Origin of the sequence: Kribbella sp. NPDC051586, from assembly GCF_044453965.1 — a bacterium.
Lineage (GTDB): Bacteria > Actinomycetota > Actinomycetes > Propionibacteriales > Kribbellaceae > Kribbella.
This window is the reverse complement of the sequence record NZ_JBITDF010000001.1, coordinates 1,265,047-1,287,573: the sequence shown is the minus strand read 5'-3', so window position 1 is coordinate 1,287,573 and position 22,527 is coordinate 1,265,047. Positions and strand designations below refer to the sequence as shown.

The 22,527-nt window shown below is 68.7% G+C and carries 23 protein-coding genes; 9 read left to right on the top strand and 14 right to left on the bottom strand.

Annotated elements, in window-relative coordinates; genetic code table 11:
* Positions 1-7 precede the first annotated feature (7 nt).
* The 4 genes from ACIA58_RS06380 to ACIA58_RS06365 are packed head-to-tail and all read right to left on the bottom strand — an operon-like array spanning position 8 to position 3,624.
* Positions 8-409, bottom strand: coding sequence for an MmcQ/YjbR family DNA-binding protein (locus ACIA58_RS06380; RefSeq protein ID WP_396402539.1), 402 nt, complete (start codon positions 407-409; stop codon positions 8-10).
* A 26-nt stretch (positions 410-435) separates the two neighbouring features.
* The gene (locus tag ACIA58_RS06375) at positions 436-1,065 is read right to left on the bottom strand and encodes a hypothetical protein (RefSeq protein WP_396402538.1); all 630 of its coding nucleotides are present in this window, start codon (positions 1,063-1,065) and stop codon (positions 436-438) included.
* Complete coding sequence (locus ACIA58_RS06370) at positions 1,062-2,927, bottom strand: sensor histidine kinase (protein ID WP_396402537.1); 1,866 nt, start codon at positions 2,925-2,927, stop codon at positions 1,062-1,064. The genes ACIA58_RS06375 and ACIA58_RS06370 overlap by 4 nt, the downstream gene beginning before the upstream one ends.
* Positions 2,917-3,624 carry a response regulator transcription factor gene (locus ACIA58_RS06365; RefSeq protein ID WP_396402536.1) on the bottom strand — a complete coding sequence of 236 codons (708 nt, stop codon included), beginning with the start codon at positions 3,622-3,624 and terminating at the stop codon, positions 2,917-2,919. The genes ACIA58_RS06370 and ACIA58_RS06365 overlap by 11 nt, the downstream gene beginning before the upstream one ends.
* A 113-nt stretch (positions 3,625-3,737) precedes the next feature.
* Here ACIA58_RS06365 and ACIA58_RS06360 point away from each other — a divergent pair, with 113 nt between their 5' ends.
* From ACIA58_RS06360 to ACIA58_RS06345, 4 genes are all read left to right on the top strand, one after another.
* A complete protein-coding gene (locus ACIA58_RS06360; RefSeq protein ID WP_396402535.1) occupies positions 3,738-4,802 on the top strand; it encodes a hypothetical protein in 1,065 nt (354 codons plus the stop codon).
* A complete protein-coding gene (locus ACIA58_RS06355) occupies positions 4,799-6,091 on the top strand; it encodes a peptidoglycan-binding protein (RefSeq protein WP_396402534.1) in 1,293 nt (430 codons plus the stop codon). The genes ACIA58_RS06360 and ACIA58_RS06355 overlap by 4 nt, the downstream gene beginning before the upstream one ends.
* The gene (locus ACIA58_RS06350) at positions 6,088-6,780 is read left to right on the top strand and encodes an ABC transporter ATP-binding protein (RefSeq protein ID WP_396402533.1); all 693 of its coding nucleotides are present in this window, start codon (positions 6,088-6,090) and stop codon (positions 6,778-6,780) included. The genes ACIA58_RS06355 and ACIA58_RS06350 overlap by 4 nt, the downstream gene beginning before the upstream one ends.
* 167 nt (positions 6,781-6,947) lie before the next feature.
* Entirely contained in the window at positions 6,948-8,081 is a 1,134-nt protein-coding gene (locus ACIA58_RS06345; protein WP_396402532.1) for an ABC transporter permease, read from the top strand.
* On the opposite strand, the gene ACIA58_RS06340 is transcribed toward ACIA58_RS06345, so the two are convergent.
* Both ACIA58_RS06340 and ACIA58_RS06335 read right to left on the bottom strand, forming a co-directional pair.
* Positions 7,983-9,332, bottom strand: a complete 1,350-nt coding sequence (locus tag ACIA58_RS06340) for an MFS transporter (RefSeq protein ID WP_396402531.1) — start codon at positions 9,330-9,332, stop codon at positions 7,983-7,985. The two genes, ACIA58_RS06345 and ACIA58_RS06340, sit on opposite strands and share 99 nt — an antisense overlap.
* A 36-nt stretch (positions 9,333-9,368) precedes the next feature.
* On the bottom strand, positions 9,369-9,848 hold the full coding sequence (locus ACIA58_RS06335; RefSeq protein WP_396402530.1) for a DUF4188 domain-containing protein: 480 nt from the start codon (positions 9,846-9,848) through the stop codon (positions 9,369-9,371).
* Between the two features lie 189 nt (positions 9,849-10,037).
* Here ACIA58_RS06335 and ACIA58_RS06330 point away from each other — a divergent pair, with 189 nt between their 5' ends.
* Genes ACIA58_RS06330 through ACIA58_RS06320 form a run of 3 tightly spaced genes read left to right on the top strand, consistent with a single transcriptional unit; the run spans position 10,038 to position 12,409 of the window.
* Positions 10,038-10,883 (top strand): SAM-dependent methyltransferase, encoded by an 846-nt coding sequence (locus tag ACIA58_RS06330; RefSeq protein ID WP_396402529.1) that lies wholly within the window; start codon positions 10,038-10,040, stop codon positions 10,881-10,883.
* A gap of 6 nt (positions 10,884-10,889) precedes the next feature.
* Positions 10,890-11,306, top strand: a complete 417-nt coding sequence (locus ACIA58_RS06325) for an acyl-CoA thioesterase (RefSeq protein WP_396402528.1) — start codon at positions 10,890-10,892, stop codon at positions 11,304-11,306.
* Positions 11,303-12,409, top strand: coding sequence for a zinc-dependent alcohol dehydrogenase family protein (locus ACIA58_RS06320; RefSeq protein ID WP_396402527.1), 1,107 nt, complete (start codon positions 11,303-11,305; stop codon positions 12,407-12,409). The genes ACIA58_RS06325 and ACIA58_RS06320 overlap by 4 nt, the downstream gene beginning before the upstream one ends.
* Here ACIA58_RS06320 and ACIA58_RS06315 read toward each other — a convergent pair.
* Positions 12,391-12,828, bottom strand: coding sequence for a YciI family protein (locus ACIA58_RS06315; RefSeq protein ID WP_396403314.1), 438 nt, complete (start codon positions 12,826-12,828; stop codon positions 12,391-12,393). The genes ACIA58_RS06320 and ACIA58_RS06315 overlap by 19 nt on opposite strands.
* A 145-nt stretch (positions 12,829-12,973) precedes the next feature.
* Between ACIA58_RS06315 and ACIA58_RS06310 the strand changes: the two genes are divergently transcribed.
* Together ACIA58_RS06310 and ACIA58_RS06305 are read left to right on the top strand one after the other, a co-directional pair.
* Positions 12,974-14,419 carry a M12 family metallo-peptidase gene (locus ACIA58_RS06310; RefSeq protein ID WP_396402526.1) on the top strand — a complete coding sequence of 482 codons (1,446 nt, stop codon included), beginning with the start codon at positions 12,974-12,976 and terminating at the stop codon, positions 14,417-14,419.
* 119 nt (positions 14,420-14,538) lie between these two features.
* Positions 14,539-15,969, top strand: coding sequence for a pre-peptidase C-terminal domain-containing protein (locus ACIA58_RS06305; protein ID WP_396402525.1), 1,431 nt, complete (start codon positions 14,539-14,541; stop codon positions 15,967-15,969).
* Positions 15,970-16,022: 53 nt separating this feature from the next.
* On the opposite strand, the gene ACIA58_RS06300 is transcribed toward ACIA58_RS06305, so the two are convergent.
* The 7 genes from ACIA58_RS06300 to ACIA58_RS06270 form a co-directional block, all read right to left on the bottom strand.
* Complete coding sequence (locus tag ACIA58_RS06300; RefSeq protein ID WP_396402524.1) at positions 16,023-17,210, bottom strand: M20 family metallopeptidase; 1,188 nt, start codon at positions 17,208-17,210, stop codon at positions 16,023-16,025.
* A 241-nt stretch (positions 17,211-17,451) separates the two neighbouring features.
* Positions 17,452-18,423 (bottom strand): hypothetical protein, encoded by a 972-nt coding sequence (locus ACIA58_RS06295; protein WP_396402523.1) that lies wholly within the window; start codon positions 18,421-18,423, stop codon positions 17,452-17,454.
* Positions 18,424-18,436: 13 nt separating this feature from the next.
* Complete coding sequence (locus ACIA58_RS06290) at positions 18,437-18,880, bottom strand: hypothetical protein (protein WP_396402522.1); 444 nt, start codon at positions 18,878-18,880, stop codon at positions 18,437-18,439.
* Between the two features lie 681 nt (positions 18,881-19,561).
* Complete coding sequence (locus ACIA58_RS06285) at positions 19,562-20,785, bottom strand: hypothetical protein (RefSeq protein ID WP_396402521.1); 1,224 nt, start codon at positions 20,783-20,785, stop codon at positions 19,562-19,564.
* The gene (locus tag ACIA58_RS06280) at positions 20,782-21,027 is read right to left on the bottom strand and encodes a hypothetical protein (protein ID WP_396402520.1); all 246 of its coding nucleotides are present in this window, start codon (positions 21,025-21,027) and stop codon (positions 20,782-20,784) included. Before ACIA58_RS06280 ends, ACIA58_RS06285 begins: the two co-directional genes overlap by 4 nt.
* Before the next feature lie 99 nt (positions 21,028-21,126).
* The gene (locus ACIA58_RS06275; RefSeq protein WP_396402519.1) at positions 21,127-21,957 is read right to left on the bottom strand and encodes a DUF72 domain-containing protein; all 831 of its coding nucleotides are present in this window, start codon (positions 21,955-21,957) and stop codon (positions 21,127-21,129) included.
* Positions 21,954-22,496, bottom strand: a complete 543-nt coding sequence (locus ACIA58_RS06270) for a GNAT family N-acetyltransferase (RefSeq protein WP_396402518.1) — start codon at positions 22,494-22,496, stop codon at positions 21,954-21,956. The genes ACIA58_RS06275 and ACIA58_RS06270 overlap by 4 nt, the downstream gene beginning before the upstream one ends.
* Between the last annotated feature and the right edge of the window lie 31 nt (positions 22,497-22,527).

The following is a 22,527-nucleotide window of genomic DNA, read 5'->3' as shown; positions in this document are numbered from 1 at the left end:
AGCCAAGTCAGCTCAACCGATGTTCTTTCAGCCACGTCGTGGCTCGGCGGTTGGAGGCCCGGGAGAGCCATGCGTCCTGGATGATCTCGGCCAGCTCCTGCTTCGAGATCTCGCCTAGTTCGCTGCCGCGGATCAGGACCGATGGGTGGCCGTCGAAGTGGGGCGTGGTGAAGAACGGGTTCGACTCGTCCGAAACGAGGGCGAGCTTCTCGTCCTCGGATTCGACCCAGATCATGATCACGTCGTCGTACTTCTCACCGGTGACCGGATCGGTCGCGTCCGGGCGCGGCGTACGGAAGAACACGAACGACTTGCCGCCGACCTGGTACACCGGGCGATCGGAACCGTCGTCGCGCTCCCACTTGGTGACGTGCGGCATCGCCGACGCGATCTCGTGGACGTCGGCCACACGGGCCTTCCTCGGTGCCATCCCGATCAGGGCGCGAGCGAGGTCAGGCGGACGCAGAGCGGGAGGGACGGTGAGTCCATGATGTCGACGGTACCCGCGAGCGGGGCGCCGCCCTTCGTGGTGCCGGAGAACGGGACCGAGATCCGCGGGTAGTAGCTCGTCACCGACGCGGCGGGTCCGCTGACCGTCAGCCTGGTCGGCGGGTCGACCATCACCAGGAGCTGACCTGCCAGCAGGTTCTTGCTGTCCGCGCAGCCGAGTGCGGTGGCGTGCTTCTGGTCGTTCGCGTTGAGGAAGGTGAGGAACCTGGTGGCGAGCGTTGTGGCCTCGGTGAGGCGCGGGCCGCCGGGGGTCTCCGATTGCTGGGCTGCCGGTTGCGGTGAGCCAGCCGGCCGAGCCGCGGCCGGGGATGGTGCGGTCGGGCCGCTGCCCTGGTCGTCGTCGCCGCCCATCAGGCCCGGAAGAACCAGCGCGACGACGCCGAGAAGCACGATGACCCCTGCTGCGGCGAGCACCACGTACAAGGTCGTCCGCGACCGACGCGGCCCGCGCGGCTCGAACCCGGGCGCATACCCCCGTCCATCCCACGAGCCGGGTGGGGGCTGTTGCTGCCAGCCACTGTTCTGAGGTCCGGACGGGTGCGGAGGCTGTGTCACCCGGACAGTGTGGCAGCCGCAGGGAGCCAGATCGTGAAGGTGGACCCGGATCCCAGGCGGCTGGTGACGGCGATCGTCCCGCCGTGTGCCTCGGCCAGGTGCTTGGTGATCGCCAGTCCCAGGCCGCTGCCGCCGGTACTGCGGCTACGGGAATGCTCGGCCCGGTAGAAGCGGTCGAACACGTACGGCAGGTGCTCCTCGGCGATTCCGGTGCCGTTGTCGGTGACGCTCACGGTGTAGCCGTCGCCGACCCGTCGTACGCCGACCACCACGGTGCCACCGGGCGGCGTGTAGCGGATGGCGTTCGAGACGAGGTTGCCCAACGCCTGACGAATGCGTGCGCTGTCGACCGTCGCTGCGGAGGGCTCACCAACAGCAGTGACAGTCACGTCGGCAGCGTCGGCCGTCGGCCGGTGGGCGGCGACGACTTGCTGCGCGAGTTCGGTCAGGTCGCGGGGGGCCGGGTGCAGGCGGAGCATGCCGGCGTCCGCCAGCGCGAGGTCCTGCAGGTCCGCGACCAGGTGCTCGAGGAGATCTGTCTCTTCCAGCAGCGACGTGACGAGCTCGCTGTCGAGCGGCACCACGCCGTCCTCGGACGCGACGAGATATCCCTTGATGTTGGCCAGCGGCGTACGCAGCTCGTGCGCGACGTCGCTCACCATCGCCTTCCGCTGGAAGTCGTGCCGCTGGATGGATTCGGCCATGTCGTTGAACGCGTGCCCGAGCCGCGCGACCTCATCCTTCCCGCTCACCGGTACGCGGGCCGCATGGTCGCCGTTCCGCATCCGCTGCGCCGCGCCGGTCAGCGCCACGATCGGCCGTACCAGCCGCCGCCCGGCGAAGATCATCACCAGCGCCGCGATCAGCAGTACGCCGAGCGCGGTGGCCGCCGTCCGCAGCAGGCCCTCACCCGAGAACACGTTGAACGTGCTCTTCGCCCCGAGATACAGCTTCGCCGGCGGAGCGACGTACGGCGTCAACGCCTGCACCCGGGCCTGGGTCGCGCAGTTGTCGAACGCCTCTCCGGCGTCGCCCTCGGTCTTCGGCTCGACCGCCTTCAGGCCCTCGAATTCGTTGATGTTGTACGTCAGCCCGGCGGCGTCCAGGCACCCCGCCGCGCGCCGGATCTCGTCGTCGTTCACGATCTTCGCCTTGGCGCTCGGTGCGTTCAGCCCCGGCGGCGTGCACTCGTCCTTGGCCAGGGCGCTGGCCTTCACCTGAACCCCGGCCAGTGATTCCTTCGACTCGATCATCACCTGCGGAACGCCGCCGCCTGCCTGGATCACGGTCGCCGCCTTGCCCTTGGCGTTGTAGCAGTTCATCGACTGGCGGGCGAGCTGGTCGCGCTGCCGAGTCTCCTCCTCCGTCATGCCCCAGCCGGGGTAGCCGCCGTACGGCGCGATCAAGGCCGCGGTCGCGACGAAACCACCAGGCTCCCCGGCGGCGATGGTCTTGCGGGCGGAGTACACGTTCATCGCGCCCGCCAACTTGCTCACGGCAACGTTCCGGGCGTCGATGGTTGCTGCGGGCACCGAAGGGAGCTGGGGAGCGGCGCCGAGCATCCGGGCCGAGTCCGCGATCACCGAGCCGTCATCGGTGGTCACCGCGACCCGGCGGCCGAGTTTGCCGGCCAGGTCGTGCACCAGCTTGTCCACACCGGACCAGCTCGGATGGTCCGAGGCGTACCGCGACAGCTGGCTGTAGATCTCACCGTCGACCTGGAGCTGCCCGGTGTTCGCGTCCATCTCGCCCTGCAGCTTCTCCGACGTGCTGTACGTCGCGATCAACGCGGTCGCGATCACCGCGCCGAGCGCGACCGCGAGCGACAACCCCAGGAACCGGACCAGCACGCTACGACGCATGGCTGACCACCTTGTCGGCCAGCTTGTACCCGACGCCGTACACGGTCTTCAGGTACGTCGGAGCGGTGGCCGGCTCGATCTTCTTGCGCAGGTTCATCACGTGTACGTCGACCGTCCGGTCGAACACGTAGTGGTCGAACCCGAACGCGTGCTCGAGCAGCTGCTGCCGGGAGAACGCCCGCCCCGGCGACGCGGCCAGGCAGGCGAGGATCTTGAACTCTGCCGGCGTCAGCTCGATCAACTGCCCCGCCAGCCGGACCTCGTGCCGGCCCGGATCGATCTCCAGCTCGCCCACTCGGTACACCTCGCCCTCGGCGCGCACCCGGGTACGCCGCAGCACGGTCCGCACCCGGGCGACGAGCTCGCGCGGGTTGTACGGCTTGGTCAAGTAGTCGTCCGCGCCCAGATCGAGCCCCAGCAGCAGGTCGTCCTCGGTCGAGCGGGCGGTCAGCATGATGATCGGCACCCCCGAGTCGCCGGGGCCGTCGGCACGCAGTACCCGGCAGACGTCGAGACCGTCGACCTTCGGCATCATCACGTCGAGCACCAGCAGGTCCGGACTGCGCCGGCGGGCCTCGTCGATCGCGGCCCGCCCGTCGTGCACCACGACGGTCAGATGCCCCTCCCGCTCGAGATACCGCCGGATCAGCTCCGCCTGCTTCAGGTCGTCTTCGGCGACCAGGATCCGTGCTGGCATAGCCCTCAATGTCCCCGAACATGATGAGAATCCGATGAAGATCGGCTGAGAGCATCAGGTGCATACCGGTCCTTCACAGGTTCTTCACCGCCCCGGCGGCACGCTCGACCGCCATGAAGACCTCACGAACTGCGTCCGCTCTAGCCATCCTGGCCGTGCTCGCCGTGGCCGGCTGCGGGAACGACAAGGCGCCGGTCGCGTCCGGCGACCAGAACAGCGACAAGAGCCCGCTCGCGGAGTACATGGGCGACGGATTCGCGAGTTCGTCGGGCGGTGGGTTCAAGATCGCGGTCCGGGCCGGCGGTTCGCAGCAGCCGAGCGAGGAGGAGCTGGCCAAGCAGCGCAAGGTCGAGGACGCCACCGCCGCCTGCATGAAGGCGGCCGGCTTCGACTACGTCGCCGTACCGCCGGAGCAGAACGCGAAGAGCAAGTTCACCGACGCGTTCAACCTGCCGCCGGACAAGTTCGCGCAGCAGTACGGGTACGGCATCAGCACGATCGACTGGTCCAAGGCCGGGGACGACGACTCGAACCCGAACACCAAGATCCGTGCCGCGCTGTCGCCGGCCGCGCAGAAGGCGTACGACAAGGCGCTCAACGGGCCGAACGCGACCGGGAACGGCACCGTGGTGGTCCAGGGCAGCGGCGGCGGGCCCGCCAGCACCGGGCAGCAGGACCTGGGCTGCCGGGGCAAGGCGGTCGAGCAGGTCTACGGCAAGGGCGAGGACCGGGCGGCGGACTTCAAGAAGTTCGACAGTCTGTTCAAGGACATCCAGGCGCTGCAGAAGCGGATCGAGAGCGACCAGCGGGTCGTGGACGCGACCAGCACCTGGTCCGACTGCCTGGCCGACGCCGGGCACGCCGGCTTCAAGAAGGTGGATGATCCGCGCAACCAGGTCCAGCAGAAGCTGGACGCGCTGACCGGGAACAAGCCGCCGGCCAAGGGTTCCGGTCCCGCCAAGACGATCACCGGACCGCCGTCGTTCGACAAGGTCGACTCCGCCAAGCTGACGGAGCTGCGCAAGTTCGAGATCGACCTCGCGGTGGCGGACCAGAAGTGCAAGGCCAAGGGGTACGACGACGCGTACAAGAAGGTGCAGTACGACGCCGAGAAGGAGTTCGTCGACCAGCACAAGGCCGAGCTCGAGGCGTACCGCGACGAGATGGCGAACCGGTGACCGCTACGCCCAAGTCCCGGCGCCGGGTCCTGGTCGGGGTGGCCGGGGTCGCCGTGGTCTCGCTCGGTGTCGGCGTGGCCGCGGGCAGCCGGATCAGCTCACCGGAGGACGCGGCGGCCAAGACCGCGGCGCCGAAGGCCTCCCAGATCACCGTGCCGGTGGCGAAGAAGGCGCTGTCCAGCAAGGTGGTCGGCCGGGGTGACGCCTCGTTCGACGGCGCGGTGAACATCCGGGTCGAGACCAGCGGACTGACCACGCCGCCGATCGTCACCGGGAAGGTGCCGGCGGTCGGGTCGACGATCATCGAGGGCAAAGCGCTGCTCGAGATCACCGGGCGGCCGGTGATCGGGCTGGCCGGCGTACTGCCGATGTACCGGACGCTCTCGCCCGGGAGCAAAGGACCGGACGTGCTGCAGCTGGAGCAGACGCTCGACCGGCTCGGGTTCGACCCCGGCGACGTCGACGACGAGTACACCCTGGCGACGTCGGCCGCGGTCGAGGAGCTGTACGAGGAGGCGGGGTACGACGCCCCGGAGCCGGAGGAGCGGCTGACGCAGGCCGTCGACCAGGCGAAGAAGCAGGTCGACGCCGCGAAGAACCAGCTCCGGCAGGCGCAGTCCCAGTTGAAGGCGGCGAAGACCGCACACGCGAAGGACACCTCGGTGCAGCAGGGGGCTGTGGATGACGCGGAGGAGAACCTGTCGGACGCTCAGGATGCCCAGAGCGAGGCCGAGTTCAAGGCTGGTACGCCGCTGCCGGTGTCCGAGGTGGTCTACGTGAAGACGCTGCCCCGCCGGGTCGACGACGTGAAGGTGGAGCGTGGCGGGACGGTGAACGGCGTGGTGATGTCGGCCAGTGGTTCCTCGCTGGTCGTGACGCTGAAGGTCGACGCGGAGACGGCGCAACGATTGAAGGCGGGCATGGTCGCCTCGCTCGACCTCGACGGGACGGCGATCGCGGCGAAGGTCCGCCGGGTCGCGAAGAACGGCAGCACGTACGACGTCGTGGTCGCGCCGAACACGTTGACCGCGAGCCAGTTGGCGTTGCTGCGGGAGGCGAACGTGCGGGTGACGATCCCCGTGAAGAGCACCAGCGGCAAGGTTCTCGCCGTACCGCTGGCGGCGTTGTCGTCCGGGTCGGACGGCAGCTCGCGGGTCGAAGTACTGCGGGACGGTCAGGTGGAACTCGTGCCGGTCACGGTCGGGTTGTCCGCGGACGGGTTCGCGCAGGTCACCCCGAAGGGCGATGCCAAGTTGTCCGACGGCGATCAGGTGGTGGTCGGACGATGAGTGCGACAGCGGTTGCCCTGCCGGCGCCGGTGGTCGAGATGATCGGCGTACGGCGGTTCTTCGAGGGGCCGCCCGAAGTACGGGCGATCAACGGGGTCGACCTGACCATCGGGCCGGGCGAATACCTGTCGATCGTCGGTCCGTCCGGGTCGGGGAAGTCGACGTTGCTGCACCTGCTCGGGCTGTTGGACAACCCGACGGGCGGGGTCTATCGGCTCGACGGCGTGGACACGATGAGCCTGCGGGAGCGGCGTCGCGCCGTACTGCGCGGCGAGCGGATCGGGTTCGTGTTCCAGTCGTTCCATCTGCTCGACCACCGGACCGTGCTGGAGAACGTGGCGCTGTCGATGGTGTACGTCGGTGTGCCCCGCCGGGAGCGTCTCGCCCGCGCCCGGGTGGCGCTCGACCGGGTCGGCCTGTCGCACCGGATGGACTTCGCGCCGACGACGCTCTCCGGTGGTGAGCGCCAGCGGGTCGCGATCGCGCGGGCCCTGGTCGCGGAGCCGAGCCTGCTGCTCGCGGACGAACCCACCGGAAACCTGGACAGTGCCAACGCGGAGGCGATCCTGCAAGTGTTCGACGAACTCCACTCCGAGGGCATGACGCTGGCCGTCATCACCCACGACGCCCACGTCAGCCGCCGGGCCCAGCGCCAGGTCCGCATCGTCGACGGCACCCTCCAGTGGTAACTCAAGCAGGCCCCCCGGATCCCGCCGGCGGGCCGTCCACCAACCAGCCGGGAGCGGCGTCGTCCTCCACCCCGACCCGCTCCCGGCGCCGTCGGCTGAGATCTCGTCCCGCGATACGGGATCTTCTGGACGAAGCGCTGGCCGGTGTTGCTGCCCGTCCGACCCGATTGATCCTCACCACCCTCGGCACCGTGCTCGGAGTTGCGGCACTGGTGGGGACCGTCGGACTGGGGCAGACCGCGGCCGGGCAGATCACGCAGCGGTTCGACCTGGCCGCGGCCACCCGCGTCGTCGTACAGCCGGACGACAAAGGCGGCCAGGAAGGCGAAGCGGCCACGCAGTTGCCGTGGGATGCGCCCGACCGCATCAAACGGCTGAACGGCGTGGATGCGGTCGGTACCGTCAGCAACCTGGAGATCGGCGATGATCTGGTCCAGAACGTCACCGGCCTGGACAACGGCGCCGGCAAGGCCCTGCAGGTGATGGCCGGTTCGGCCGGGCTGTGGGACGCCGTACGGGCGACGCTCAGAACCGGCCGGTTCTTCGACGCGGGCCACGACCAGCGCGCCGACAAAGTGGTTGTCCTCGGCAAGCATGCGGCCGAGCGGCTCGGCATCAACCGGGTCGACTCGCAACCCGCGGTCTTCATCGGCGACGAGCCGTACACGGTGATCGGCATCCTCGACTCCGTCAGCGGTCGCGCGGAGCTCAACGATGCCGTGATCATGCCGAACGGTGCGGCCCGGAACGCCTACGACCTGGAGTCCCCGGACGCGGTCGAGATCCGGACGGCGGTCGGCGCGGCGCAACTGATCGCCGAGCAGGCGCCGATCGCGATCGAGCCGAACAACCCGAGCACGCTGCGCGTCGACGCTCCGCCGAAGCAGGGGGCGGTCCGCAAGGGCGTCGAGTCCGACCTGAACGCGCTGTTCCTGCTGCTCGGGGCGGTCGCACTCCTGGTCGGCGGTCTCGGCATCGCGAACGTCACGCTGCTGTCGGTGCTGGAACGCATCTCGGAGATCGGCCTGCGCAGAGCGTTGGGCGCGGCGCGAAGACATATCGCCGTGCAGTTCCTGGTCGAGAGCGTGATCGTCGGGTTCCTCGGCGGCCTGCTCGGTACGGCGGTCGGCGTGATCCTCACCGTGAGCGTGTCGTGGATCCGTGACTGGACGCCGATCCTCGACAACCGGCTGGCGTTCGGTTCACCCCTGCTGGGTGCGTTCATCGGTCTGGTCGCCGGCACGTATCCCGCCTGGAAGGCCTCCGCCATCCAGCCGATCACCGCGCTGCGCGGCACGTGAGCTGAGGCGTCCGTAGACCAGAGCGGTCATGGCGAAGCCGACCACGATGAACGCCAGTACTGCGTAGGACTTCCCGCTGTCGGGCAGGATCGCCGCGCCGAGTGCGGCCGCGGAGACCTGCCCGACGTTGAAGATCATGTCGTACAGCGAGAAGACCCGTCCGCGGTACACGTCGTCGATACCCGTCTGCACGAGGGTGTCGACGCTGATCTTGATGCCCTGCGCGCAGAACCCGGTGAGGAACCCGCCGATCACCAGCGCGGGCTTGGTGTAGAGCCCGATCGGTACTGCACTCACCACCGCGGCAGCCACGAACAGCCAGGTGATCCACTGGCGGAGCGCCATCACGCGAGTGCCCCACGGCGTGACCAGCGCGGCGACGAACAGCCCGGCTCCGACCGCGCCGGTCGCGATCGCCAGTGCACCGAACGCTTGATCGAGCTGTCCGGGTCCGTAGAAGTAGTTGCGGTACAGCAGGATCATCGCGACCGTCATCAACCCGAAGAAGAACCGGAGCGAGCCGATCGCGGCAAGGCCGAGTGCCGGTTGCGGGCGTGCCTTGAGGTGCCGGCCGCCGTCGATCAGGCCGGCCGCGATGGTCCGGAGCGCTTCGCCGATGCCGGGCTCGTCGCCGCTCAGGTCCGGGCCGAGCTGGTCGCGCCGCAGGCGGAGGGCCAGCAGCGCGGCGGCGGTGTAGATGACGACAGTCAGTCCGAGGACGGACAGATCCGAGTCGACGACCAGCTTCACCCCGGCGCCGACACCGCCGCCGATCAGGAAGGACGCCGTACCGCTCGTCGGCGTGACCGCGTTGGCCATCACCAACTCGTCGCGCTCGACGACGTGCGGCAGGCCGGCCGACAGTCCGGAGAGCAGGAAGCGGTTGACGCCGAGGGTGAGCAGTACGGCGATGTAGAACAGCACGCCGGCGTTGTCGGCCGCGACGATCGCTCCGACCCCGATGACGAGCACGGCGCGGGTCAGGTTCGCAGCGAACAGGATCTGGCGGCGCGACCACCGGTCCAGGAGTACGCCGGTGAAGGGTCCGAGGATCGAGTACGGCAGCAGCGCGACCGCGAACAGCCCCGCGATCGCCGCCGCGTCCGGCGCCCGCTCGGGCGAGAACAGCACGTACGCCGCCAGGGCAACCTGGAAGACACCGTCGCCGAACTGCGACGTCAGCCGCACCGCGAACAGCCGCCGGAAATCACGACGCTGCAACAGCGTCCACAAGTCCCGGATAAACCGCACGCCTGCACTGTAACCGCACTACATGGCGAGCTCGGCCTACTCGGTTTGGTGCAGGCGTTGGGCTGCTGTGTCGGTGCGTTGGCTGACCGGTTGGACGCCCTTGACGCGGCCCAGGCCGAACAGGGGCATGTTGCCGTAGATGGTTTCGGTGTTGCCGGCCGGTACGACGTACGTCTCGTGCCAGATGCCGACCGCGCCGCCCTTGAACGAGTTGCGGAAGAAGTCGACCCACGCGGGCCGGTGCGTCCGGTCGTTGTCGCCCGCGAACGCCTGGAGCTTCTCGATCGACTCCCAGTACTGGATCAGCGTGACCCCGCGCCAGGTCGGGAGCGTCCGGAAACCGAGCAGTCCGCTCTCCTTGTCCTTCATCAGCTGCTGCAGCATCGGGCCCATCGCCTTCGCCACCGGCATCCACTCACGCACCTTGAACACCGAGTTGACCCGCATCCCGATCAGGAAGACGACCACCTCACCGTCGTACGCCGCCATCTGCCGCCCCTGCACCACATCACCCATGACGCCCCCTCGCGTTTGAGACCCAGTCGACCGTCAATTCAATCCTCTGTAAAGCCCTGCCGCTGACGCGCCGGAGCTGATGGCAGGAGGCCGGGGAAGCGATAGTGTCGTCCTGCCGGGTGTCACAGTCCGTTGTGCACCGGTTACGATGGCTCTTCAGTTCTGAGCCGCAGCGCGGATGGGAATTTCATGGCTGAATCGCAGGATGCCGACGTCGACCCGCGGATGTACGAGCAGTTGAAGCTCGACCGGCCGCACGGCGCTCGGGTGTACGACTACTTCCTGGGCGGGAAGGACAACTTCGCGATCGACCGGCAGGCCGCCGAGCACCTGCTCCAGGCGTTCCCCGGCTTCCGCACCGCCGCCCTCTCGAACCGGATGTGGATGCACCGCGCGGCCAAGTACGCCGCGGAGCAGGGCATCACCCAGTTCCTCGACGTCGGTACCGGCATCCCCACCAGCCCGAACCTGCACGAGGTCGTCCAGAAGATCGCCCCGTCGGCGCACGTGGTCTACGCCGACAACGACCCGATCGTGCTCGCGCACTCCCGGGCCCTGCTGGTGAGCGACCCCGCGGGCAAGACGGCGTACCTCGAGGCCGACGTCACCGACCCGCAGGCGATCCTGGCGTCCGACGAGGTCAAGGAGCTGATCGACTTCAGCCAGCCGGTCGCGCTGAGCATCGTCGGTGTCTTCCATTACCTGCCCGACGCCCTCAAGCCGTACGACCTGGTCCGCCAGCTCGTCGAGCCGCTGGCGCCCGGATCGCTGCTGATCTTCTCGCACTGCACCCCCGACTTCGCGCCGGAGTTGTGGGAGCGGGCGATGGTGGTCTACAAGGCCGACGGCGGTGACGCGCAGGTCCGCTCGAAGGAAGAGGTCACCCGCTTCTTCGAGGGCACCGAGCTGATCGAGCCCGGCGTCGTGTCGCCGTTCCGGTGGTACCCGGACGACGAGACCCAGCGCCTGGTCGACAAGGGCGAGTTCACCGACATCATGTGCAGCCTGTGGGTGGGCGTCGGCCGCAAGCCGTAGTTCTCGATGGACCGCGGCGCGTATCCGCACCACCTCGCGATCACGCTGCGGTGGAAGGACAACGACGTCTACGGGCACGTCAACAACGTCGAGTACTACAGCTTCTTCGACACCGTGATCAACGACTTCCTGATCCGGTCGGGTGAGCTCGACATTCACGGCGGCGACGTGATCGGGCTGTGCGTGGACTCGCAGTGCACGTTCAAGCAACCGCTCGAGTTCCCGGGCGTCGTGGATGCGGGCCTGCGCTGCGGTCAGCTCGGCAACTCCAGCGTGCGGTACGAGATCGGCCTGTTCCGCGAGGGATCGGACGAGCCGGCCGCGACGGGGCGGTTCGTGCACGTCTTCGTCACGCGGGAGGATCGCTGCCCGGTGCCGGTCCCGGACCACATCCGGGCGGCACTGGAAGGGATCACGGGATGATCGTGCGCGGCGCCGTACTGCGGGAGATGGGCCTGCCGGCGCCGTACGCCGCGTCGCGTCCGCTGCGGACCGAAGACGTGGAGCTGGCGCCGCCCGGTCCGGGCGAGCTGCTGGTCCGGATCCGGGCCGCTGGGTTGTGCCACTCGGACCTGTCGGTGATCGACGGCTCGCGTCCGCGGGTGATGCCGATGCTCCTCGGCCACGAGGCCACCGGCGAGGTCGTGGTTTCCGAGGCGGCCGGCTTCGCTCCGGGTGATGTGGTCGCCTGCGCGTTCGTCCCCGCCTGCGGCACCTGCGCCCCCTGCGCCGAAGGCCGCCCCGCCCTCTGCGAGCCCGGCGCCACCGCCAACACGGCTGGCACCCTGCTGTCCGGCACCCGCCGCCTGACCGACGTACATCATCATCTGGGCGTGTCCGGGTTTGCGGATCATGCTGTGATCTCGGCGCATTCGGCGGTGAAGATCGACCCGTCGCTCCCGCCCGAGATCGCCGCGCTCTTCGGCTGCGCAGTCATGACCGGCGTCGGCGCAGTGGTGAACACCGCGCAGGTCCGGGCCGGCCGCAGCGCAGTCGTCTTCGGCCTCGGCGGCGTAGGCCTGTCCGCACTGCTCGGCGCCGTCCTCGTCGGAGCGCATCCGATCGTCGCGGTGGACGTCGTGCCCGCCAAGCTCGAGTTGGCGCGGGAGTTGGGTGCGACGGTTGCTGTGGACGCGCGCTCGTCGGACGCCGTCGACGCGGTGCGGGAGGCCACCGCGGGCGGAGCCGACTACGCCTTCGAGACCGTCGGCAACGCGCAGGTGCTCGAGCAGGCGTACGCCGCCACGCGCCGCGGCGGGACCACGGTCACCATCGGGCTGCCACACCCCTCGCAGTCGTTCAGCGTGCCCGCGGTCAGCCTCGTCGCAGAGGAGCGCACCGTGAAGGGCTCGTACCTCGGCTCGTCGGTGCCGTCCCGCGACATCCCGCGGTACGTCGCCCTGTACCGAGCCGGCCGACTCCCAGTCGACCGGCTGCTGACCGCGACGGTCGGGCTCGACGACCTCAACGAGGCCTTCGACGACCTGGCCGCGGGTACGTCGATCCGTCAGGTGTTGCTCTTCTGAAGGTTCTCGGCGGCCTTCTCGAAAGTGTGTTCGTTGCGCTCGCGCGCCTCGTCGGTGTAGTTGTCACCGAAGAAGTCGGGGGTCGGGACCGGACGGATCTCCAGCTCGCCGTCGGTGCGGCCGTCAGCGGCCACGCAGCGCCAGCCCCACTCGATCGCCTCCTCGCGGGACGCGACCTCGATCAGGCAGAACCCGGCGATCAGCTCCTTGGTCTCGGCGAACGGGCCGTCGATCACGCGGCGCTCCTTGTCGTCGTCGAACCCGAGCCGGAAGCCCATCGAGCTCGGCAGCAGCCCGTCGCCCGCGAGCAGCACGCCCTTCTCCGCCATCTCGGCCATCACCAGGCCCATCGCGGTCAGGCTCTCCTCGCTCGGCAGCCCTCCCGCCTCGGACTCCTCGCTTGCCTTGAACACCATCATGAAGCGCACTGCGACCTCCCCAAGTAGGCGTTAAATCCCGAGACGAATCTATACAGGGCGAGGGACCTTCGGGCAGGCTACGCACAGTGCGTGCCCACGCACGAGATGTGAGGCCGCCCGGAGTCCCTGAGGAGGACCCCCAAGCATGCACACCCGCCCCCGCCGGATCGGTGCCCTCGCCGTCGCCGGTGCAGTTGTCTTCGGAGCCCTGGCCGTCGTCGTCAGCAACCAGGCCGACGCCGAACAGCCCGCTCCGCTCCCCATCGACCAGTTGCTCGGCCAGGATCTGCAAGGCAGGTCCGCTCTCGGCCGGGTCCAGTCCCGGCTCGCCGAGGTCGCCGGCCAGAACAAGCTGTCCACCGATCACCTGCGGCAGATTCTTGCGACCGACAGGACCGCCTGGCTGGACCGCGGCGGCAAGCTGTTCTACCGCGAGCCTGTCGCCACCCGCGTCGAGCGGCAGACGGCCGCCGCACATTCCCCGCGCTGGGCCGCACGCGCCGTCGCCGGTGCGACCGGTCCCGCCTTCGAGCTGCACAGCAAGCCTGGCTCGAATCGAGTCATCTACCTGGACTTCGACGGCCAGACGATCACCGGTACGGCGTGGAACACCGGCGGCAAGCCCGCCACCGTCAACGTCACGCCGTACGACACCGACGGCAACCCGAACAGTTGGAGTACCGCCGAGCAGGACGTCGTACGCGACGTCTGGGCCCGGGTCGCCGAGGACTACGCGCCGTTCGACGTGGACGTCACCACGCAGCAGCCGACCGCCGCGGCGATCGACCGGACCGGCGCCTCCGACCAGCAGTACGGCACGCGCGTGCTGATCGACCCGACCACCTGGTACCAGTCCGGCTGCGGTTGCGGCGGGGTCGCGTACGTCGGGGTGTACGACAACACCAGCCAGCACTCCTACTACCAACCAGCGCTCGTGTTCACGAAGGGCGTCGGCACCGGCGCCAAGAACATCGCGGAGGCTGCGGCGCACGAGGCCGGCCACAACGTCGGGCTTTCGCACGACGGCACGGCGTCGGTCGGGTACTACGCCGGGCACGGCGCCTGGGCGCCGATCATGGGCGTCGGCTACTCCAAGGCGATCAGCCAGTGGAGCAAAGGCGAGTACTCCGGGGCCAACAACAAGGAAGACGACTTCGCGGTGATCGGCCAGAACGGGCTGGCACTGCGGGCCGACGACCACGGCAACGGCACTTCGGATGCCACCGCGCTGACCCTCGGGACCAGCGTGAAGGGCATCTACGCGAACGACTCGGACGTCGACACCTTCCGTATCGACCTCGCGGCCGGCACCTTCACCTTCGCTGCGTCGCCGGCCGCCTCCGGCGCAGACCTGGACATCAAGCTGCAGCTGCTCAACTCGTCCGGCGCGATCGTCGCCACCGCCGACCCGGCATCCGGGCAGTCGAACGCGGCTACGCCGACCGGCCTGGGCGCGAGCATCAGCCGGCAGGTCACCGCGGGCCGCTACTACCTGCGGGTCGACAACACCGGTTACGGCAACCCGCTGAATACCGGCTACTCGACGTACGGCAGTCGCGGTGCCTACTCGGTCCGCGTCACCGCGGGCTGACATCCGAACCGCCCGGGGCCGTCGATCCCACCGAGATCGACGGCCCCGGGCACTTAGAGGAACACAGCTTGGGGGGGAACCGCCCAAGACCGGGGGGAATCCTGTGAGGAGGATTCCGAGTGACCAACTTCCGCCGTACCGGTGCGCTCGCGTGCGTCGGTGCTGTCGTACTTGGTGGCCTGGCTGTCGCTGCCGGCAACCAGGCCGATGCCCAGCAGACGCCCGTCGATCAGCTGTTGTCGCAGCCGTTCGTGGGTGGCGCCGCTCTCGGCAAGGTCCAGTCGAGACTCGCCGACGTTGCCGACCACAACCGCCTGCCCGCGGACCAGTTGCGGCAGATCCTTGCCACCGACAAGACCGCATGGCTCGATGCCGACAGCAAACTCTTCTTCCGCGAGCCAGGACTGACCAGCGTGCAGAAGGCTCCCGAGGCGTCGCCCCGCTGGGCGAGTAGCGCCGTCGAGGGAGCGACCGGTCCGGCGTTCGAGCTGCACAGCAAGCCTGGCTCGAACCGGGTGATCTACCTGGACTTCGACGGCCACACCATCACCGGTACGGCGTGGAACGCGTCGAAGGGCATCGACCCGGTGAACGTCTCGGCGTACGACACGGACGGTGACCCGAACGGTTGGAGCACCGCCGAGCAGGACGTGGTCCACGAGGTCTGGGCGCGAGTCGCCGAGGACTACTCGACCTTTGACGTGGATGTGACGACGCAGGAGCCGCCGCAGTCCGCCATCGACCGGTCAGGTGCGGCGGACGAGCAGTACGGCACGCGTGTGCTGATCGACCCGGACACTTGGTACCAGTCCGGCTGCGGGTGTGGCGGGGTCGCGTACGTCGGCGTGTACGACAGCACCAGCCAGCACGACTACTACCAACCGGCGCTGGTGTTCACGAAGGGCGTCGGTACCGGCGCGAAGAACCTCGCCGAAGCCGCGTCACACGAGGCCGGTCACAACGTGGGGCTCTCCCACGACGGGACGTCCACGGTCGGGTACTACCAGGGTCACGGCGCCTGGGCTCCGATCATGGGCGTCGGCTACTACCGCGGCATCAGCCAGTGGAGCAAGGGCGAGTACGCCGACGCGAACAACAAGGAAGACGACTACGCAGTCGTCGGAACGCACGGTCTGGCCCTGCGCGCCGACGAGGCAGGTGACACGACTGCCGACGCTGCCGCGCTGACCCTCGGTACGCCGGCGGCCGGGATCATTGCGGCAGAGGACGACACCGATGTCTACCGCGTCGACGTGAGTGCCGCTGGCAACTACACCGCGACGGCGAGCCCGGCGCCGACCGGGGGCGACCTCGACATGAAGCTCGACCTGCTGGACAGCTCTGGCGCGGTCGTTGCCTCGAACGACCCGGCCTCCGGACAGAGCGACGCCGGCACGCCGACGGGTCTCGGCGCGAGTGTTAGCGGTGCCCTCCAGCCGGGTACGTACTATCTGCGGATCGACAACGTCGGTTACGGCGATCCGCTCAACACCGGCTACTCGACGTACGGCAGTCGCGGCGCCTACACACTCAGCGTTTCGCCCTCCTGATCCCTGGGGCTGGTCGGTCTCTGGCGGACTGACCAGCCCCAGGCTTCGCTTTGCTACGCCGGGATCAGGTGATGCGCGGCGAGCTGCGCCAGCGCCGCCGCTTGGTCGCTGAGCACGGCGTCGTCGAACCGCACGATGCTCGAATGGTTCGACGGCGCCTCCGCCGCGGAGACGTCGTCGGGCCGTGCGCCGACCATCGTGAACGTCCCCGGCACCTCGTTCAGCACCATCGAGAAGTCCTCGGCCCCCATCAACGGGTTCTCCAGCCGCTGCACGCGGTCCGCGCCGAACAGGCCGGTGAGGATCTCGGACGTCTCCGCCGTACGGCCGGCATCGTTCAACGTCACCGGGTACTGCGGGTTGAGCCGCGCGTCCACGGTGCATCCGTGCGCGGCGGCGATCCGTTCCGCCAGCGCGGGGAGCTCACGCGTCAACTGCTCGAGCGTTGCATCTGACAACGTCCGCACCGTCGCGCCGAGGCGGGCCGTGTTCGGGATGACGTTGATCGCGACGCCGGCCTCGAGCTGAGTCACGGTGATGACCACCGGATCGAACACGTTCACCCGCCGCGTCGCGTACGTCTGCAGCGCCAGCACCAGCTCCGCCACTACCGGCACCGGGTCGATCGTCCGATCCGGCATCGACCCGTGCCCACCCTTGCCGCGGACCGTGATGTGCAGCTGGTTCGAGCTGGCCATCATCGTGCCCGGCCGCATCTGGAAGACGCCCTTCCCAGCCTGCGCCCAGACGTGCAACGCGTACGCCGCGATCGGCTTGTCACCTGTTGCCTGCAACAGACCTTCCCGCAGCATGTAGCCCGCTCCGCCGAGCCCTTCCTCGCCCGGCTGGAACATGAAGATCACGTTGCCCCGCAGCTCCTCGCGATGAGCGCTCAGCAATTGGGCCGCTCCGACGAGGCCCGCCGTGTGCAGGTCGTGGCCGCAGGCATGCATGTTCCCGTTCTCCGCCGCGTACTCGAGCCCCGTCTCCTCGACCACCGGCAACGCATCCATGTCGCCGCGCAACAACACCGTCGGCCCCGGCGCCCCACCCCGCAACACAGCCACCACGGAGGTCAGCTCTTTCCCGGCCGTCACCTCCAACGGCAACCCGGCGATCGCGTCGAGCACCATCGCCTGAGTCCCCGGCAACTGCAACCCCACCTCAGGCTCCCGATGCAAAGCCCGCCGCAACCCAACCAACCCCGCCGCAATCCCCGCACCTTCCCCAACAAACTCCACCAAAACCTCCACTCACCACACCCACACACCCAACCCCCGCCACCGTACCCACCCAAACCCCCACCCACCCCGCAGCACCACCACCCACCACCGACCACACGCACCGGCTGGCGTCCAGCGTCGGCAGCCATCGCGCGGCACCGACCGCACCTGCCGGCTAGCACCGAGCGTCGGCAACATCCCGCGAGTGCCCGCATCGACGATCGCACCGCCTTGCATTGGCAGCCACCTCGGCACGGGTTCAGCGATCGGGTTCGGCTGGGCGTGGGGGGTCTCGGTGGGCTTGGGGGTGGTTGGGGGAGCGGCGGGGCGGTGCTGTGGCGCCGGAGGTTGGGGACTGTGTGTTCTGGAGAGGTGGTGTCGCGCCGAGGCCGGCGTCCAGAGTTCGGCGTAGATCCTGGTTTGCGGACCAGTGCTCGGCGAGCTTCTGGATCTCCTCACTAGCCTTGCGGACGGCACTTCGTCCCGCCAGGGCCGACACCCGGACATCCGAGGGGTCCTTCGGGTCGTAGTCGTACACAGTGGCGAACGGGCCGTGCATGGCCTCAGCGATGCGACTGATGGCGTCTGCCTTCGCAACCTCCGGAACCAGTTGGCTCAGATGCTTCGTGTACAGCAGCTCCGCGGCCACCGGGAACTTCTCCGCGGCATTCACCACCGCCATCCGCTGGATGACCTCGGCAGCTTCCAAACCGACCTCCGCGCCAACAGCCTCAAGGAACGCATCGACGGCAGGAACGTACGCGCCGTACGCATGCGGAGCCTGCACCGCGCTGACACCGGGCGCGATCTTCTCGAGACCGAGCTCATCGATGTACTTGTTGAGTTCGTTCTGCGTCGTGCGCTCTGTGACAGCCTCCTCGAAGACCTTGTGGGCCTTGCCTTCGTACGCATCGAGCGGGAACGTCAACGAAGTACCCGGGCCCGCCAGCAGATGGATGTTCTCGTGGAACACGGTGCGCAGAGCTTCGCGGTACCTGTCCAGCGTCTCGTTGTCGTGCTGCAAATAGGCGCGATCGAACATCTCTTGCAGAGGCTCGATGACATCCTGCGGGTGGTACAGGATCGTGCCGTCCCACCGCACCTTGGACACCTGGTTGCCGCCGTGGGGGAGCACTTCGTAGCGCTTGTTCCAGGACGAGTGGTGCGCGTGCATGACCGCGACCGTGACGTCGGCCTGGACCTGCATCAGCTCGGCGAGACTCGAGACCATTGGCACGGTCCTGCTAGGCGCTTCCGGGGGTGCCTCGGTGGTCGGGGTCGCTGGTGACGCGGATGGCTTCGAGGTCCATCGCGAGTGGTTCGCTGAGGTTGCGGATCCTGGTTGCCTCGGCTCCCGACACCGTGCTGGCTATCTGGCCGATCTCGGCGATAGCAGCCTCGAGGAGCTCGAACCGTTCCGCCGGGGCGCCGTTGCCGGCCATCGCCCGAGACTGGATCCGGATCGCTGCTGCCAGCTCGTCGGACATCGGCGGGACCTGGTAATTCAGCGCGTACTCCAAAGAGGCGAGACTCCGCTCGGCCCGCTCCCGATCGGCGGCCGGCTCGATCGTCGGAACCAGGCTCCGCAACCGCTCAACCTCAGTCCACAGCCTCTCCTCGGGGATCTCCTTGGCCGTCACCGCCTCGACCAGCCGCTGCTCCTCTTCGTCGTACGCCGCGTAATCCATAACCCTCAGTATCCCGTGCGCCAACCGACCCGGTGAAGCTGCTCACACCTCTCAACCGACCTCCCTCGCCGCCGACCCAAACCTCCACCCGCGGCCACGAAGCGAAGTCAGTATCCCGACCGCCAGGGCCACGCCGAACACCACCGCGAGCACGCTGTCGGTGCCGTGCACGTCTGCGCCGCCCACGTCCGCCCGATCGGGGAACGCGTGGTCCGAGGTCGGGCCGTCCGAGGTCGTGTCGTGGGAGTCGAGCCGACGGAAGAACACGCCGTCCGGTGTCGAGGCCGAACGGCGAAGACGCCGTCCACGTCCGCCCAGTCGCGGTCGCGTGGTCCGCGTCCGTGCCAGGTCCGCGTCTGCGCGCGGACCACCTCCGCCCTGGCCGGGCTCGTGTGGTCCGAGGTCGTGTCGTCTGGGGTCGGGCCGACGGAAGAACATGCGGTCCGGTGTCGGGGCCGAACGGCGAACACCCCGTCCACGCCCGCCGGTCCAGTGTCGTGTGGTCCGCGTCCGCCGGTCTGGTCCACAGCCGCCCGGTCCGGGAACGCGTGGTCGAGGTTGGGGCGTCCGAGGTGGTGTCGTCCGGGTCGGGCCGACGGGCGAACACTCCGTCCGAGGTCCGGGGCTGACCGGGGGTACGTCCCTCCACGCGTGGTCGTCTGCGTCGCGGTGGGTGGCGGGTCAGGCGCTCCGGACGCGATGCAGGGGTACGCCGCGTGGGCGCGGCGTCGGTGTCGCTCGTGAGGCTGGGGAATGCGGTTGTGGGGATGGGGATGCGGTGGTCGGGGGCGCGAGGCCGGATAGCGCCACTTGGTGGGCGGAGCGGTTGGGGGTCGGTGGCGGCAGGGTGCAGGCGTTGGGATGGGGTTGGGCGGGCTTGTTGGGCTGGGTTGGGGTGAGGGTGTGGGTGGGCTCGTCGGGCTGGGTTGGGGTGAGGGTGTGGGTGGGCTCGTCGGGCTGGATTGGGTTGACGGTGCAGGCGGGCGCCGCGGACTGGGTTGGGGTGAGGGTGTGGGCCGACTCGTGGGGCTGGGTCGGGGTCGAGGTGTGGGCGGGCTCGTTGGGGTGGATCGGGGCGAAGGTGTGGGCGGATTCGGCGTGGGCGATCTCGTGGTGGAGGTGGGTCAGGAGTTGGTTGGCGGTGGTGAGGGACTTGGTGGTGGCGAAGCCGGGGGCGGTTAGTTCGTAGGTGTCCAGGTGGTCGAGGCCTGCGCGGAGGATGGACTCCAGGCGGGAACGGGTGTCTGCGCCGGTGGGCTCCAGGTCGGGTAGGCGGGTGGAGTTGTAGACGAGAGTTACTAGCAGGGGGAGCTGGCCGGCTGCGGTTTGGCGGTTGAGGAGGTTGAGGACCTCGCCAGGTGGGAGGTCGTTGCGGGACTCGAGGTCGGCGGTGAGTTTGCGGACGGCGGGGACGAACGCGGCGTAGTACCCACCGGCCGGGACGGATTCGATGCCGGGGGCAAGTTTGTCGACGCCTAGTCGGTGGATGTACTCGTCGAGGTGGTCCTGCGCCCAGGCTTCGGTGACACCCTCCTCCAGCTCGCGACTGCCGGGCTTGACGAATCCCTCGCGGGCGGCCTCCTGGGTGGAGTCGGACGGGCCGAGGAAGTGGGCGTGCTCGTGGAGCAATGTGGCGAGGGACTCGCGGTACCGAACGAGCGTCGAGACGAGCCGCTTCTCGCCGGCGTGCTCATACAGGTGACGGAGCGGATCGAGGATGGTCTCGCCGTCGAGGTAGAGCGTCCCGTCCCAATGGGCGAGGCCGAGCATGGCGCCGGATGACTCGACGATCTGCCCGTTCCACGCAGACTGGTCCGCTGCGGCGAGGACTCGCGCGGTCTCCCCGCTGGCAGCCAGCAGCTCTTCGACTGATGTCGGTGCGGACGCCGCCACCGTGATGGTCACGAGCGGAACGCCGCGGACAGGCGGACGAGGGAGTCGGCCGTCCGACGGAACCGGGCACCGTCGCGTGGATCGTCGGCATCGGCGGCGAGGCGGCTGAGCTCGGTGATCAGCCAATTGGCCCGTGCCTGTCGCTCGGCAATCGTTGCGGTCGGCCTGCGGCGGGCGGCATCAGCCGAAGTGTTGCCGAATGTCGAGGAGTCGCCGACGGGTGGGGTCGGGTCGAGGCTGGATGGGTGCTCCATGGGTGTCCTCCCGAGATGTGAAGTCGGCGGAGAACATATGGAGATCGGCGCGGAAATCGGCCGCGAGTTTGAAGCTGTGGATAACTAGCCTGTGGATAACTAGAAGAGCGTCGGCGGTTCGGCTTCGACGGGCTCCGGCAGCGGGGCCAGCGTCGGCACGGCGGCGGCGACGGTCGCGTAGAAGTGCCGGGCCAGGTTGAGGGCCTGGGCGTTGTCGGGCGTGTGCAGGAAGATCGTCGGGGAGCGGCCCTCGGAGAGCCAGTGCACGACCAGTTCGACGAGGTACGTCCAGCCGTCGACGGTCTCGGCCACCGAGTCGCGGCCGATGTAGCGAACGATCGGGAACGCGGTCAGGGCGCGAGTACGACGGGCCACGCGCGGCTTCTTCATCCACGCGTCACGCTCGGCGAGGCTGGTCGGGCGTTGGCCGAACAGCGTGCCCGTGTCGAACGGGATCCACTCGGCGTCGACGCGGGCGAGCACCCGCTCGAGATTGGCCGCGGCATCCGGCTCGTCGAAGAAGGCGCGGTGGCGGACCTCGACGGCGTACCGATAGTCGCGGGGAACCTGGTGGAGAAAGGCGGCGAGAGCGCCGAGGTCCGTTGGGGAGAACGCAGCCGGCAGCTGAATCCAGACGGCATGGTTGCGTGGGCCGAGCGGCTCGATCGCGCTGAGGAAGTTGCGGAACTCGGCCTCGACGTTCGTGAGCCGCCGCTCGTGCGTGATCACCTGCGGAAGCTTCACTACGAAGCGAAAGTCAGCCGGCGTCTGAGCCGCCCAGTTCTCCACAGACGCACGCGACGGCGTGCCGTAGAACGTGGTGTTGCTCTCCACCGCGTTGCACCACGTCGCGTACGAACGCAGCTTGTCCCGCGAAGGCTGCGGCCACGCAGGATGCGTCCACTGCGCACAACCGACGTGCAACCTCATAGCGACCGGACGTACTGCCGGCAGACATGGACCCGCGAGAAGCGCCGACGCAGAGAAGCCTCGAGCGAGATCGGCGCGTGCATGAACGCGGTCACCGGTTTGCCCAACCCCTCCGGCGTCTCGAAGCCGTCGGCATCGTCCTGCCCCGACTTGTAGACATGGAGATACCGAAAGTTCTCCGTGAACCCCGACCGCCGGTACCACTCGTTCGCCGACGCATCCCCGCGCGTCCACGCATCGAGTACCCCGCCCTGCAGCCGAGGAATGACCGCGTCGAGCAGTTGCGTCGCCAACCCTCGGCGTTGGTGGTCGGGATGTACGGCAAGCACGTCGATCGTGGCGCGGTCCGCGAAGATCTCGACGTCCGTCAGGCCGATCACCGCATCGTTCTCGACGGCCACGAGGCGGTGCGCCGGGTTCTCGAAGACCGGGCGATCCACCACGATGTCGTCGTAGTACTCCGTGCCGAAGAAGCTGAGCAGCCGGCACCGCAGCCAACTGGCGGCATCGGCGTCACGGTAGTCGCGGATCTCGGTCATCCGGCGACATGATGGCACGCCGCCCCGCCAC